Source organism: Nonomuraea sp. NPDC001699, assembly GCF_053596455.1.
In genome coordinates, this window is the sequence record NZ_JBSFGF010000013.1 from 112,626 (window position 1) to 125,823 (window position 13,198).

A 13,198-nucleotide genomic window follows, 5' to 3' on the forward strand; every position below is an offset into this window, starting at 1 on the left:
TGTGCTGTCCGTGATCCTTTTGGGACGGAGTGGACCGTGGGATCGATGGTTCAGAAGCCGCCGCTGCCCGAGTCCCGGCCCCCCGCAGGGGAGACCGCCGGGCCCGCTCAGGCGCCGCCGGGGCCGCTTCAGCAGGGTGCGCTCGCGCAACTGCCGTTGCCGCTGCCGACGTTGTGCAACCTCACGATCGTGGGGCCCGGCCGCAAGGCCGACCTGACGCTGCCGGCCGACATCCCGCTGCCGCACGTGCTGCCGGGGCTGTTGCGCATGCTCGGCGAGGTGGGCGGCGACGCGGCCTCGTCGCCGGGATGGACGCTGCAGCGGCTCGGCGGCGCCCCGCTCGACCTGGAGCAGAGCCTCAGCGCGCTCGGCGTGCTCGACGCCGAGATCCTCTACCTGCGCCCCCGTGAGTCGGTCCTGCCGGCCGCGATCTTCGACGACGTGGCCGACGTCGTCGCCACCGGCGTGCGCGAGGGGCCGGGCAAGTGGACGGCGGCCCACACCAGAGGTCTCGGCGCGGCCGGAGCCACGGGACTGCTGGTCCTCGGGGCCGTCGGCCTGGCTTCGGCGGGCCTGCCCCCGCTGGTCGGGCCGGTCGTCTTCGGAACGCTCGCACTGCTGCTCATCGCCGCCGGAACCGTGTTGTCGCGGGCCATGGGCGACTCCATGGCGAGCGCGCTGATCGGTCACGCGGCGCTGCCTTACGCCTTTCTGGCCGGGCTGGTCACGCCCGCCGGGACCGGCGGCCTGGCCGGTGTCGGCGCTCCCCACCTGCTCGCCGCGTTCGCCTGCACCGCGCTCGCCGCCGCCGTCGCCGGGATGATGATCTCGCATGGCATTCCCGGCTTTCTCGGTACGTCCATCGCCGCGTCCTGTGGCGCGGTCTGTGCGGCGGTGGTCATGTTGACCGGAACCGTCCCCGCGGGGGTGGCGGCCGTGGCCATCGCCGTGCTGCTGGCGCTGAGCCCGCTGGTGCCGACGTTGTCGTTCCGGCTGGCCCGGGTGCCGCTGCCGGCCATGCCCACGACGGCCGAGGAACTGCGCGCCGACAACCAGCGGCTCGACGCGGCGGCGATCCAGGAGCGCACCGTGATCGCCCAGCGTTACGCCACGGCGCAGATCGTCGCCGTCGGGCTGGCCGCGCTGGTCGCCCAGGCGCTGCTGGTGCTGCACGACGGCCTGATCGCGTACATCATGACCGTCGCGATCTCGCTGACGCTCATCATGCGCGCCCGCGTGTTCTCCGGCGTCGGCCAGCGGCTCTGGCTGGTCGGGTCGGGCATGGCGGGGCTCGCCATGACGGCCTACGCGCTCAGCTCCAAGGGCGGGGTCATCGGCGCGCTGGCGGTGGCGGTCTGCGTGTTGTGGGCGTCCCTGCTGATGGTGGGCGTCGGGAGGGGGCTGGCCTCGGGCAAGCCGTCGCCGTTCTGGGGACGGGCCGGGGACATCCTGGACCTGCTGCTGATCGTCGAGCTCTTCCCGCTCGCGGCCGGCGTGCTGGAGCTCTACACCTGGGTACGCGGGTTGTCGGGCTGATACTTTGCTGGCCGTTTCGAGCGGAGGAGTGAGGCTGTGCAGGAATTCGGAGACTTCGCGAACATCGACATCGAGAAGCTGCTCAAGGGGGCCGACCAGCAGTTCGCCCGCATGGAGGAGTTCCAGGAGAAGATGGACTCCTTCGTCGGACGGGCCCAGGACGAGCAGGGGCTGGTCACCGTCGAGTGCGGCCACGAGGGCGTCCGCGAGCTGCAACTGCACCCCAAGGGCCTGCGGTTGTCGTCCGGCGAGCTGGCCGACCTCATCAAGACGGCGCTGAACGACGCCACCGCCGACCTGCAGCGGCAGGTCGCCGAGGGCATGAGCGAGACGTTCGGCGACTCCGAGGACAACCCCATGACGTACCTCAGGAATCCGGACGCCGCGCTGAACCAGATCAAGGAGGCGGAGTCCGCCTACAACCGCACGTTCGAGGACGTCATGGGCGAACTCGACCGCATCCGGCGGCGGCTGGAGTTGTGAGCTAGGCCGGGCGCTGCGTGGGCAGGTCGGCGATGACGACCTGCTCGAAGGCGGGCGCGTCCTTGCCGGTGAGCGTGACCGCCTCCGACATGCCCGTGTCCTTGAAGGCGGACATCAGCCCGCTCGCCACCCAGGCCAGGGTGGCGGCCGCGCCGTACGCCACGAGCATCTTGGACAGGAACCGCCTGAGCGCCCCCTGCGCCCGCACGGCCGCCGAGGCCGCCAGCGGACTGCCCGGGAAGAAGTGCCCGGCGGCCGAGAGGCCCAGCAACAACCCGCCCAGGGTGACGGACGACACCGCACCCGTCTGGGACAGCTTCGCGAGCTGGTCGAGGGCGTGGGCCAGCTCCTTGTACACGCCGCCGGTCTTGGCCACCTCAAGGGTGAACCTCTCGGCCACCTTCTCCATCTCGGGCCGGGCCATCTGCTCCCAGTCCTGGTTGGGGACGTCGGCGATGAGCTGCCGTACGCTCTCCTTCGCCTGCTCGACCTCGTGCGTCGCGGCGCGCACCTCGTGGGCCGTGCCGCGGATGTCCTCGGGGCTGGACAACATCGTGCCGATCAGCGCGGCGCACATCTTGCAGACGACGGAGAGCGCCACGTTGGTCTTCATCATGGCGCCCGCGTTGCAGAAGGCCACGGCCGTCGTGTAGAGGTTCGTGCCGTTGCGGTGTTGGTCCATGGTCCCTACTTCTTCGGCGTGCTCTTGGCGCTGGCGTCCCTGATGACCTTGGCGCCCTCGTTGAGCTGGGTCTGCCAGCGGCCGAGCTGGTTCTTGGCGTGCTTGAGGTAGTCGGCGGCGGAGTTGCGGGCCGCGTCGTAGGCGCCGTCGAAGGCGAACTTCCCGACCAGGCCGAAGCCCGGGAAGCCGGGGGTGGCGCCTCTGACCGCGCGTTCCACCACCCTGAACCGGTCTCCCGGCGTGTCCGTACCCCCCGCCTGCGTCGGGGCGAGGCGCTGGCCCAGCCATTCCATGGCCTCCGGGCTGGCCTTGCGCCAGCCGCCGGACACGCCGCCGTCGCTCAGCGCGGTCGCCTTCGGGTCCTGGGGGCGTTCCTTGCCTGAGCCGTCCTTGTTCGCGGCGGCGGCGGGGGTGGTGGGGGTGGTGGGGGTGGTGGGGGTGGCGGCGGTGGGGTCCGGGGTCGCGCCGCTCGGCATCCCGCCGCCGCCGCCCGCCGGGGTGGTCGCCTTGGGGGATTTCTCGGGGTCGTCCGCCTTGGGGGTGGTGGCCGTGGGGGGTTTCGCGACGTCGGGCGCCTTCGCGGTGTCCTCGGGGGTGGTCGCGGCCGGCCGGTCGGGCGTCGGCTCCCCGGACGACGGGGTCTCCTCGGGACGGTCGGGGGTCGTGGGCGACGGAGGGCGCTCGGCGTCGGGGGCGCCGGTGCCCTCGGAGTCGGCGGGCGTCTCGGGGTCGGCGGGGGGATCCGAGGGGGTGGAGTCGGAGGGGCCGGTTTCCAGGATGGGCGGGCTCTGGGGGGCAGGGCCGTCCTCGGTGGCCGGGGTGTCCTCGCGGGCGGGGCCCGTCGGGTCGGTGGAGGCCGTCGGGTCGGTGGAGGGCGGATCGTGTGGCTCGGGTGGGGTGCCGTCGCCGGAGATCTCGACGAGGTCGCCCGGGTTCCCCGGTTCCACGGCGCCGACGTCCGGCCGGTGCTCGCCGTCGTCCGCGACCTCCTGGACGTACGGCTCCTGTCCGAGGCCGGCGACGGCCGTCAGAGGAACGACCTGTCCGGGCTCACCCGTGTCGCCGTCGCTCGTGACGACCGTGGCGGACATGCGCTCGGTCACCGCCGAGTCCTCGGCCGTGGTCCAGTTGACAAGGCTGTCGATGCTTCCGAACTCGGCCATCCGCGCCCCCAAAGCCTGTGACCCGCCCAAATGATCAGAAACACTAACCGCGTGAGCGGTCAGCCGTACAGGTCGGCCGTCGCGGGCCCGCCCGCGGGTCTCAGCCGATGCGTTCGTACGCGCCGCCGGAGTCGGCGGTCCTGACGCCGCCGGAGAACTTCACCCAGGACCCGGTCGGCGCGGCGTGGTAGACCGGCACGGTGTGCAGCGGGGTGATCTCCTCGTTCTTCACCACTCCCGCGCCCTTCACGTCCACCGCGGACCAGACCATGCCCCGCGTCCCCACGTCCTTGGTCTTGAACGTCACCGCGCAGGCGTTCTGCTTGCCGGGGTTGTACAGCAGGTAGGCGACGCCGCCGGCGAACGCGGCCTGGCGCTGGACGGTGTACCCCGGGCCGCAGACGACGGCGGGCGTCTCGGCCGCCTGGCGGGACGCCGAGGCGGTGGTGGCGGTGAGGACCGCCGTCGTGCCGAGCACGGTCGCGATGACCGCACCGGCCATTCTCTTCGTGATTCTCACGTTCTTCAGCTCCGAAGGAGTCGAAAGGCGATTTGTCCGAGGGGCAATCCTGTGATGCCGGGTTCTTCGCGTCTTTAGCACAGAGCGCAGAATGTTTTGGCATTGAGCGCAGATTTCTTCTCGGCGACCGGACGGTTGTGATCGCTGGGACGGGTGGTGGTTAACATGCGAGTCGATGTTGTTTCGCAGGGTTCGCCTTTTTCATGTCGGCCAACCGGTATGCGAGACAAGGAAATGTCCACTCGGAGGTCCAGTGGCACTGTACGGAGCAAGTCCGACGCAGCTGACCAACGCTGCCGGGTACTGCGAGGACACCGCGCAGTACATCGAAGGCATGCGCCAGCGCGTTCAGACGATCAAGGGCGACCTGACCACCCAGGGGTGGCGGGGCGGCGCGGCCCAGAAGTTCAGCCACGCCCTCGACGAGTGGGACGTCGAGTTCAAGGCCGTGATCAAGATCCTTGAGGACATCCACGACCGGCTCAACATGGGCGCCGGAGTCTACCGGAACGCCGCCGACGAGAACATGGAGCTGTCGGGGTCCCTGGCCAGGGACGGCTTCACGGGCCGGATCGACAACGTCATCAACAGCAACTAGCCGGCCGACGCCACGGAGATCCCAGTGACCGTTCCCGATGATCACACATACGTCAAGTTCGGCAGCATGGAGCAGGCCTACGAGGAGCTCAAGAAGGTCGTGACCGAGCTCGACAAGGTCACCGACGACCTGTTCGCCGACATCAAGAAGGAGCTCGCCGCCAGCTGGGAGGGCGAGGCCGAGCAGTTCTTCAACACCAAGAAGGACCAGTGGGACGCCCACGAACGGGCCATGGGCAGGCAGCTCTTCGAGGCCGCCACCGCGGTCAACATCGCCAAGGGCAACTACGAGGCCGCCGAGCGGCGCAACATCGCCATCTGGACGGACTGACGCGCCTCCGCCTCCCCGGTCGCCGCGGCCACGTGGTGACCGGGGTCTCGTATCAGCAGGGGTGAGCCGATGGGCAACCAGGAACCCGAACCACGAACCGACCCGCTGGGCATCCCGGCGCACACGGCCGACAAGTTCCAGGGCGACGGCAGGGTGCACGAACCCTCCGTGATGCGGTCGATCGCCGAGGCTCTGTCGAAGAATCTGCAGGCCATGGAGAAGCCGGGCGTCAGCGGGCGCACCCTGGCCGACGTCCAGCCCGGCGCCGCCCAGTTCGGCGAGTGGATCGACGCCAAGGTGTTCGGCTCGACCGCGGGCAGGGACGGCGCGGGGCAGAAGTTCGGCCAGGTCTACGCCGAGTTCGTGGAGGCGTACAAGAGCGTCATCGCCGCGATCGAGGCGAGCGCCGGCAACCACGCCGAGGCGGACGCCCGGAACGAGGGCGGGTGACCATGGCCGGCGCCGGCTCCAGGCGTAAGACGCTCGTCCTCCGGGGTGACCAGGTCCCCTCCGGCGAGACGGAGGTCCATCCGAAGGCGGAGATCCAGCGCCTGCTGGCGACGTCACAGCCGGACCTGGTCAAACTCGCCGGATCGACCTACATCAGCACGGCCGAGGCGGTCCTCAACGCGGTCGTCGGGATCGAGGACGAAGCGGGCCGGATCCTCACCATCTGGAAGGGGCCGGACGCCGACCGGGCCCGCATCGCGCTCGAGCTTCTGTACGCCACCGGCAACGAGCTGGCGCACAAGCTCGCGGAGATGGGCCGCAGCCTGGAGGGCTACGCCGACTCCATCCCCGTGGCCATCGCCGAGGTCGAAGGCATCAAACTGGACAAGAACGACCCGGACGTCCAGGAGGTCGTACGGGTCCACCGGGCGCTGTACGGGCTCGACCGGCAGGGCGACGACGAGGCCAACGCCGTCGCCCTGCTGGAGAACATGCGGGCGCAGGCGGCGCTGCGGAAGCTCAACGAGAAGATCCGCGACCTGCATCTCGGCTCGGTCCCGTACGACATCACCTACGAGCTGCCGGCCGTCACGGTCCCGGGCGGCCCGCTCGCCACGACGAGCGTCGCCTACGGCGGGACGGGCGGGAGCGGGTCGCCCACGACCGGCGCGGGCGGCCCGGACGGGACGGGCACGGGCGAGGGGGGCACGACAGGAGCCGGCGACCCGGGCGCGCCGGACCAGATCCCCCCGGACGGCGAGGACGACGCCGCTCCGGGGACGCCCCCCGGCGATCAGCCCGCCGGCGGAGACCAGCCCACCGGCGGGGACACACCTGGCCAACACCCCGGCGACCAGACCGGCAACACCGGCACCGGCACCGGCACCGGCATCGGCACGGAGGACGGCACCACCCCGCCGGTGATCGGCGCCCAGGACAGGACCGAGCTCGACGACGCCACGCCCGAGGCCGACCCGGTCCGGACCGAGAGCTCGGCCTACCAGCCCACGGTCGGCGAGCGTCCACCTCTCGTGACGACCCCCAACACGACCGCGGCGCCGGTCGCCGCGAACCAGCCCGTGCCGTCGGTGATCGGTTCGCCGAACGGCGCGTACACACCCGGCGGGCGGCTCGGGGTGATGCGCGGCGGCAGTGCGGCGGGCCTGTCCGGCACGCCGTTCCTCCCGATGACGGGCGGCGCGGGCCCGATCGGGGACGCGGGCGGAGACCTGGAGCGCACCACGTACCTGTCGGAGGACAGGTCGGCCTGGAACGGCAACCATGACGTGACGGATCCGGTGATCAGGTGAGCGACCAGCAGAAGAACGGCGCCGGCGCGCAGCCGACCGGGCAGCAGCCGACCGGGCAGCAGCCCTACGGCCAGTACGGCATCCCGATGAGCACCCAGGTGCCGCTGCCGTCGTCGGGCATCTCCTTCACGGACGGCGCGCTCAACGCGGCGAGCGGCCAGATCAACGGACAGACCGCGATCATCGACGCGCTGCGGGCCAAGTCCGGCCACATGGGGGTGCCCTTCCCCGCTTTCGGCGTGATCGGCTACGGGCTCACCGCGGCCCATGACGGGGCGATCTCGGCCCAGTCCACCGCCTTGGAGCGGGGCAAGAAGGCGCTGCAGAGCTGGCAGGCCGCGCTGAAGGCGGCCGACGCCAACTACCACAAGGCCGAGGAGGAGAACGCCGGCCTGTACCGCAAGGACCAGGAGTACGACCCGACCGGCGGCGGAGTGCCGACCCCGAAGATGCCCGAATCGCCGGACCTGAACATGCCGGACGCCGACCTGCCCGACGGCGACCTTCCGGACGCCGACCTGCCCGTCACGGACCGGCCGGATACCGAGCTGCCCGGCACGGACCTGCCCAACGGTGGCCTGCCGGACGCCGACCGGCCCGGGAGCGACCTTCCCGGCACCGACCATCCCGGCACCGACCTGCCGGGGATCGACCGGCCGGACTCCGGCCTGTCCGGCGCCGGCGGTCCGAACATGAAGGTCCCCGACATCGACTCGGCGATCAACTCGCCGCAGGACACGACCGCCCTGTCGTCGTACGACCCCAGGGCCCTGAACGGGACGCCGAACCCGAACCTGACCGACCTGAGCACCCGGCCGGGGACCACATGGGGGTCGCCGACCGGCAACGGCGCGGGCTCGGGCGGTGGCGCCGCCGCCGGTCCGAGAGTGCCCGGCATGGGCACGTCCGGGGGGATGGGCAGCGGCATGCCGATGATGCCCATGATGCCGATGGCCGGTTCGGGCAACGGCCTCGACGAACGCGACCGGCAGGAAGGCTCGCTGCTGTCGGAGGACGAAAGCGTCTGGGAGGACGACGAGGACATCGCTCCCGAGATCATCGGCAAGGAGACGTAGATGAGTTACGAGGAGGGCAAGGGCATGTACATCACGGCGGTCGGTATCGCCTTGGGCGCGACGGCCCTGATCAGACGTCCCTGGGCCTTCTACATAGTGGCCATGATCGGGCTCATGATCTCCGATCCGGGGCGCATGTCGGGGTCGTCGAAGACCTGGCGCACCACCGACAACGGCGGGACGACCTCCGAACTGGCCGCGCTGGAGGAACAGCTCAAGCAACTCCAGGCCACGGTCACGGGCACGGGGACCACCTGGGAGGGCACGGCACGCGAGAAGTTCGACGAGGCCTACGCGGACTTCACCAAATCCCTGGCCACGCTCAGGTCGACACGGAACGCCACCGGCGAGGCGGTCGACCAGAGCGCGAAGTTGTACTACGTGGGAGCGATCACCTGCGTCGCCGTCGCCAGTCTCATGATGGTTGTCGCGTGGACGCTGTTCTATGTCCGCCACAACGTCTTCACCAGCGTTCTCGGCGAGGTGATCCAGATAAGACTGGCCCGGACCGCGGTCGGCTCCGTGAGGAAGGTGCTGATCAAGCACGGCATCGCGGTCACCGTCCTCGGCACCCTGTTCTACCAGGCCGTCCAGCAGTCCGAGGCCAGCGGGAAGATGTTCCCCACGATGAAGGGCATACCGAACGAGCTCGACACCCTGAAGTCCGGCGACCAGCCGGAGTTCAGCACCGCCGCGCTCGAGTACAGCGTGGAGAGCCACTCGCTGATACCCAAGCAGGACACGCAGGCCGGTCTCCCCCGCATCTGAGCGGGCTTCAGGACCGGCCGGGGAGGCGTTCGGACGACGTCTCCCCGACGGGCTTCCGCGCGGCGGCGGGGTCCAGGAGCGGGCCCTCCGGGATGAGCCGCAGCAGATGCGCGGGCACCGGCGCCACCTGGGCGGCGTCGTAGCCCAGCGTGCCGACGAGGTCGGGGGAGGCCAGCCGGAATCGTCTGCCCTCGTCGGTGATGAGGGAGTACTCGTGGATGGCGTCGGTCTGGCCTTCGCCCGAGAGCTGACCTGCCAGCGCCGCGCCGCCGGGCGGCAGCAGCACCTGGTCGACGCGGTCGGGGTTGCCGCTGCTCGGCGGCTTCGGGATGGCCAAGGTCGCCCCGGTCGTCAGCCGTGCCCGGACCGAGCCCCTGACCGTGTCGGCGTACACCGCGCACAGGGGGGCGTCCGCCGACGGGGCGCGGAAGCGCGGCATGGTGGTCGGCAGCCCGCCGCCCAGGAGGCGGAGGGCCGACATCTTGGCGGCGTTGACGGTGGCGGCGTCCACGGCGATCGGGCGTACCCGGCCGCGGCCGTAGGCGATCTTGGTGTCCGGGTCCTGGAGCAGGAGCGTCGCCTGCGTGTGGGTGACGGGCGCGAGGCCGTCGGCGAGCAGCACGTACCAGCGTTCCGGCACCCCCGGGACGGCGGCCGGCGTGAAGACCTGCCCCACCCGCGCGGGCGCGCCGCCGGGACCCGGCACCCGCTTGCCGCGCTGCGCGATCGCCGGCGCGGCGAAGTCCGGGCCCGCGGGGATGGAGTTCACCCAGGAGATCGGCACGCGGCGCGGCGCCTGGTCGGTGAGCCGGCGCGGGCTCCTGACCAGCATGCGGTAGTTGTTCCACAACACCCAGTTCTGCTGCCCGTCGTCGACGAGCAGCGCGTCGGTGCCCACCGGCGTGCCACCGACGTCGATCCCGCCCAGCAGCGTGACGTACGGACGGCGGACCCCTGTCGCGTCCTGCTGTTCGACCACGCAGACCGTCCAGGGCGATCTGACCAGCTTCTGGGGCTTCGGCAGCGAGTCGGGCGCGCCCGAGATGCCGACCTTCTGCCCCCGTGCGAAGCCGGCCAGCGACTCGGCCGACACCGTACGGACCTTGATCTCCGGGCTGTCCAGCAGGAGCCTGGCGGAGACGTAGTTCTCCACCGGCTGGAGCTTGCCGTCGCTCTGGTTGTAGACGTAGGAGGCGCCGGTCTCCTCCTCGACCAGCAGCTGGCCCGCCTCCTTGAGCTTGGTGGCGCCGCCGGGGCTGAGCATGCCCCAGATCCCGAACCCGGCCGTGATCAGCACCAGCAGGAGGATGCCGGCGAACGTCGCCACGTTGTACCGCCGCATGGGGGACTCGGGCAGGTCCGGCTCGCCCTGAAGCAGTGCCAGTCCCAGGCGCTGGGTCATCAGTTTGTGCGCCTGATAGAGATCCTTTCGGGTCTGCATGACGGACAATGTTACGCAGGTTCCGAAAGAAATTTAACGAGGGTGGATATCACGCTTTTATACGGCTGAGGAGACTAGTAGGCTCCTTGATCAACCACATGCGGGAGGCTGTCATGGCACCAACCGACAATGGTTGGCATTTGGAGCAGAGCTGGCCGGGTCTGGTCGCCGACAGGGACGGCGTCGAATACAGTTCCACCGAACTCGAAAAGGTCGCCAACGCCTTTTGGGAGAAGCTGCCGGAGGTTTACGGCAGCGACCCGACCGGACAACGCTCGCCCAGGAACGCCGGCCAGGGGTCCAGTCCTGACGTGGCTCAGCTCGGCCAGTTGCTGAACACGTTCACCGAGCCGCTGGAGAGGATCCAGAGCTGGGACGGCGGCAGGAACTTCGCCGCGACCCTGAAGCAGAGCCACCAGGGGCTGACCCAGGTGTACCACGAGGTCAACCAGAAGCTGGCGCTCGCGTTCGCGCTCATCGACGCCGGCGCGGGCAACTACAAGCGGGCGGACGCGGCGATCGCGGTGAGCAAGGACATGGGATGGCAGGAGACCTGACAGCCGACCACGCGATGCGCCCCGCCGGGAGCGTGTCCTTCTCCGTCAACACCCACCAAAGCGTGGCGGCGGTCAAGGACCTGATCACGGACCTCACCCCGCAGACCCTCGAGACCGCGGCGGCAACCTACCGGATGGCCGCGGACCGGCTCACCTCGATGAACGAGACCCTGGTCTCGGGGGCGACCCAGATGGCCAAGTACTGGGAGGGGGCCTCGTCGGTGGAGGCGCAGCAGTCGCTGCGCACCCTGCACGCCACCATCCGCGAGCTGGCGGCGAAGTTCAGGGCGATGAGCGGGCCGCTGGAGGGGCTCGCCAAGCGGCTCAAGGAACACCAGAACTTCGTGAACCACAAGTTCGGCGCCTGGAGCCAATCCGACGGAAGAACCTGGGACGACGACTTCCCCGGCGTGTACATGACGATGGACAAGGGGCTCGAACTGGGCTCGCAGAACCACCTCGCCGGTCAGCACCTGCGGCTGCTCAACAATGACCTGCGCAAGGTCTTTGAGGAGTTGCCGGCCAGCCTCCGCAAGGTCGTGCCCGACCTCAAGCCGCCCACCGTCCCCGCTGCCGACGAAGGTCCGGGCGGTGAGAAGGAGGACTACAAGATCGATCCGACCCCTTACAAGGATCCGGGCGGCGACCCGGGGGCCGACGACTTCGACTTCGACGACATCACGTCCGACGACACGGGCCCGTCCGGTGGGCCGGACGACACCCTCGACACGGGCGGCGGCTCCCCGGAGTCCGGGACCGACGTTCCCGGCACGGACGGCCGTGATCCGGACGGAACCTACCCCGGCGTCGCGGGTCCGGGCGGCAGCGGCCCGGACGGCGTCGACCGGACCGGCGCGTACCCGAGCGGCGGCGCCGGCCCGGACACCGCCGCCGGGACCCCGGGCATCGGCGGCCTGCCGGACGTTCCCGGTTCGAAGACCACCCTGGAGGACTTCCAGCGCCCGGCCGGCTGGGCCTCGGACACGTCCGTCCCGAAGGGTGGCTCCCCCAACCCGTTCACGGGCACCGGGAGCGGCAACGGCACCGGTGCCGGTGTCGGCGGCAACCTGCTGACCGGCCCGGGCGGCCTCCCGCTCAACTCCAGGTCCGCGTCGGCGATCGGCAGCGGCATGCCGTTCATGCCGATGTCCGGCGGGGGCGCGCACGAGTCGGAGGACAAGGAGAACAGCACCTGGCTGCACGAGGACGACGACGTCTGGGGCAACGACCCGGGCGATGCCGTCTCCGGCAGAATCGGCTAACCCGCAGAGGACCGGCGCAGCTCCCGCAGCGTGCGTGCGGCGACGGCCTGGCTCACCGCCGGACATCGGAAGTCCTGTGCCACGATGTGCGCGCAGAGCTCCTCGTCCGGCCGGATGCCGTGCTCCTCCAGGTAGTAGGTGACGGTGTCCGTCCAGACCCAGGTGCCGTCGGTCCGGAAGCTGAGCGGCACCACCGCGCCGCGCGCCGGGTCGAGCCGATCGAGGTCGAGATTCGCCGTGGAGAGAACGGCCGCGCCGGCCCTCAGGTAGTCGACCAGCCGCGGGTCCCGCACCCGCGGACGGTCGGGCAGGAAGTACGGCACGCCGTCCCTGACCCCGTCGAAGACCCTGGCCACCGAGATCTCCGGAACGATCTCCACGTAGCCGTCGCTCCAGCCGCGCAACCCGTCGAACGCCTCGGCCGGGCTCCACTCCCGCGCGGCGGCCATCGCCTCGATCAACGACCGGACGTCGGCCGAGCTGTACTCCACCTGGCCCCCGGCCCGCGTCACCCTGCCGATGACCGTGCCGGAGGCGATGACGACCACCTTGAGCGTGCTCATGCGCCGCTCACCTGGACGAACCCCGCGCGCCCGAGACTCGACAACAAGGAGAGGTCGTCCGTGGGGTCGATCCAGACGATCTCCCCGGTGGGCCTCGGCGGCGGGCAGAGCGTGGTGACGAGCACGAGCGGCACGGCCGCGGTCCAGTGCTCGACCAGGGGCATCCGCGCGCGGTCGGTCAGGATCACCTCACGCTCTCCGTCCGTGCAGTCGCCGAACCGTCCTGCCGCCGCCAGCCCGGCCTGCAGCCGCGCCGCGGCGGCGAGCGCGTAACGTTCCCTGTCCTCCAGGGTGCCGGCATAGCCGGGGATCAGCTCCGTGATCAGTTCGGCGGGCTCGTCGCCGTAGATCCGCCACCAGCCGTCGATGACCTCGTAGGCGTACGGCGTGCCGTCGGCCCTGGCCGGGGGTGTCGGCGGCGCCTCGGCCGCCGACGTGTTCCTGACGCGTACGCTCATC

General features: G+C 70.7%; 16 protein-coding genes. 10 read left to right on the forward strand and 6 right to left on the reverse strand.

Annotated features, from left to right (window positions below):
* Positions 1 to 45: 45 nt before the first annotated feature.
* Together eccD and ACWCSU_RS33105 are read left to right on the forward strand one after the other, a co-directional pair.
* Positions 46 to 1,536 carry a type VII secretion integral membrane protein EccD gene (gene eccD / locus ACWCSU_RS33100; protein WP_449940434.1) on the forward strand — a complete coding sequence of 497 codons (1,491 nt, stop codon included), beginning with the start codon at positions 46 to 48 and terminating at the stop codon, positions 1,534 to 1,536.
* A gap of 36 nt (positions 1,537 to 1,572) precedes the next feature.
* The gene (locus ACWCSU_RS33105; protein ID WP_357701763.1) at positions 1,573 to 2,019 is read left to right on the forward strand and encodes a YbaB/EbfC family nucleoid-associated protein; all 447 of its coding nucleotides are present in this window, start codon (positions 1,573 to 1,575) and stop codon (positions 2,017 to 2,019) included.
* A gap of 1 nt (position 2,020) precedes the next feature.
* On the opposite strand, the gene ACWCSU_RS33110 is transcribed toward ACWCSU_RS33105, so the two are convergent.
* The 3 genes from ACWCSU_RS33110 to ACWCSU_RS33120 form a co-directional block, all read right to left on the reverse strand.
* Positions 2,021 to 2,701 (reverse strand): hypothetical protein, encoded by a 681-nt coding sequence (locus tag ACWCSU_RS33110; protein ID WP_449940221.1) that lies wholly within the window; start codon positions 2,699 to 2,701, stop codon positions 2,021 to 2,023.
* Between the two features lie 5 nt (positions 2,702 to 2,706).
* A complete protein-coding gene (locus ACWCSU_RS33115; RefSeq protein WP_449940222.1) occupies positions 2,707 to 3,864 on the reverse strand; it encodes a hypothetical protein in 1,158 nt (385 codons plus the stop codon).
* Between the two features lie 100 nt (positions 3,865 to 3,964).
* On the reverse strand, positions 3,965 to 4,384 hold the full coding sequence (locus ACWCSU_RS33120; protein WP_357701769.1) for a hypothetical protein: 420 nt from the start codon (positions 4,382 to 4,384) through the stop codon (positions 3,965 to 3,967).
* A 175-nt stretch (positions 4,385 to 4,559) separates the two neighbouring features.
* On the opposite strand from ACWCSU_RS33120, the gene ACWCSU_RS33125 reads away from it, so the two are divergent.
* From ACWCSU_RS33125 to ACWCSU_RS33150, 6 genes are all read left to right on the forward strand, one after another.
* Positions 4,560 to 4,982, forward strand: coding sequence for a WXG100 family type VII secretion target (locus ACWCSU_RS33125; protein ID WP_357701771.1), 423 nt, complete (start codon positions 4,560 to 4,562; stop codon positions 4,980 to 4,982).
* 24 nt (positions 4,983 to 5,006) lie between these two features.
* Positions 5,007 to 5,312, forward strand: a complete 306-nt coding sequence (locus ACWCSU_RS33130) for a WXG100 family type VII secretion target (protein WP_357701773.1) — start codon at positions 5,007 to 5,009, stop codon at positions 5,310 to 5,312.
* Positions 5,313 to 5,381: 69 nt separating this feature from the next.
* Entirely contained in the window at positions 5,382 to 5,762 is a 381-nt protein-coding gene (locus ACWCSU_RS33135; protein WP_449940223.1) for a hypothetical protein, read from the forward strand.
* Positions 5,759 to 7,072, forward strand: coding sequence for a hypothetical protein (locus ACWCSU_RS33140; protein ID WP_449940224.1), 1,314 nt, complete (start codon positions 5,759 to 5,761; stop codon positions 7,070 to 7,072). The genes ACWCSU_RS33135 and ACWCSU_RS33140 overlap by 4 nt, the downstream gene beginning before the upstream one ends.
* Positions 7,069 to 8,148 (forward strand): hypothetical protein, encoded by a 1,080-nt coding sequence (locus tag ACWCSU_RS33145; RefSeq protein WP_449940226.1) that lies wholly within the window; start codon positions 7,069 to 7,071, stop codon positions 8,146 to 8,148. The genes ACWCSU_RS33140 and ACWCSU_RS33145 overlap by 4 nt, the downstream gene beginning before the upstream one ends.
* Positions 8,149 to 8,916, forward strand: a complete 768-nt coding sequence (locus tag ACWCSU_RS33150) for a WXG100 family type VII secretion target (protein WP_449940228.1) — start codon at positions 8,149 to 8,151, stop codon at positions 8,914 to 8,916. It begins immediately after the preceding gene.
* A 7-nt stretch (positions 8,917 to 8,923) separates the two neighbouring features.
* Here the strand turns inward: ACWCSU_RS33150 and eccB are convergent, their stop codons facing one another.
* Positions 8,924 to 10,357 (reverse strand): type VII secretion protein EccB, encoded by a 1,434-nt coding sequence (gene eccB, locus ACWCSU_RS33155; RefSeq protein WP_449940231.1) that lies wholly within the window; start codon positions 10,355 to 10,357, stop codon positions 8,924 to 8,926.
* Between the two features lie 86 nt (positions 10,358 to 10,443).
* Between eccB and ACWCSU_RS33160 the strand changes: the two genes are divergently transcribed.
* Together ACWCSU_RS33160 and ACWCSU_RS33165 are read left to right on the forward strand one after the other, a co-directional pair.
* The gene (locus tag ACWCSU_RS33160) at positions 10,444 to 10,914 is read left to right on the forward strand and encodes a hypothetical protein (protein ID WP_449940232.1); all 471 of its coding nucleotides are present in this window, start codon (positions 10,444 to 10,446) and stop codon (positions 10,912 to 10,914) included.
* A complete protein-coding gene (locus tag ACWCSU_RS33165; protein ID WP_449940234.1) occupies positions 10,899 to 12,176 on the forward strand; it encodes a WXG100 family type VII secretion target in 1,278 nt (425 codons plus the stop codon). Before ACWCSU_RS33160 ends, ACWCSU_RS33165 begins: the two co-directional genes overlap by 16 nt.
* On the opposite strand, the gene ACWCSU_RS33170 is transcribed toward ACWCSU_RS33165, so the two are convergent.
* Positions 12,173 to 12,739, reverse strand: a complete 567-nt coding sequence (locus ACWCSU_RS33170) for a hypothetical protein (protein WP_449940235.1) — start codon at positions 12,737 to 12,739, stop codon at positions 12,173 to 12,175. The genes ACWCSU_RS33165 and ACWCSU_RS33170 overlap by 4 nt on opposite strands.
* A complete protein-coding gene (locus ACWCSU_RS33175; RefSeq protein ID WP_449940236.1) occupies positions 12,736 to 13,197 on the reverse strand; it encodes a hypothetical protein in 462 nt (153 codons plus the stop codon). Before ACWCSU_RS33175 ends, ACWCSU_RS33170 begins: the two co-directional genes overlap by 4 nt.
* Position 13,198 lies beyond the last annotated feature (1 nt).

Coding starts and splice junctions, on each gene's coding strand:
- eccB (WP_449940231.1), bottom strand. CDS start 10,357: ATGCAGACCCGAAAGGATCTCTATCAGGCGCACAAACTGATGACCCAG.
- ACWCSU_RS33170 (WP_449940235.1), bottom strand. CDS start 12,739: ATGAGCACGCTCAAGGTGGTCGTCATCGCCTCCGGCACGGTCATCGGC.
- ACWCSU_RS33135 (WP_449940223.1), top strand. CDS start 5,382: ATGGGCAACCAGGAACCCGAACCACGAACCGACCCGCTGGGCATCCCG.
- ACWCSU_RS33110 (WP_449940221.1), bottom strand. CDS start 2,701: ATGGACCAACACCGCAACGGCACGAACCTCTACACGACGGCCGTGGCC.
- ACWCSU_RS33150 (WP_449940228.1), top strand. CDS start 8,149: ATGAGTTACGAGGAGGGCAAGGGCATGTACATCACGGCGGTCGGTATC.
- ACWCSU_RS33165 (WP_449940234.1), top strand. CDS start 10,899: ATGGCAGGAGACCTGACAGCCGACCACGCGATGCGCCCCGCCGGGAGC.
- eccD (WP_449940434.1), top strand. CDS start 46: ATGGTTCAGAAGCCGCCGCTGCCCGAGTCCCGGCCCCCCGCAGGGGAG.
- ACWCSU_RS33175 (WP_449940236.1), bottom strand. CDS start 13,197: ATGAGCGTACGCGTCAGGAACACGTCGGCGGCCGAGGCGCCGCCGACA.
- ACWCSU_RS33125 (WP_357701771.1), top strand. CDS start 4,560: ATGTTGTTTCGCAGGGTTCGCCTTTTTCATGTCGGCCAACCGGTATGC.
- ACWCSU_RS33115 (WP_449940222.1), bottom strand. CDS start 3,864: ATGGCCGAGTTCGGAAGCATCGACAGCCTTGTCAACTGGACCACGGCC.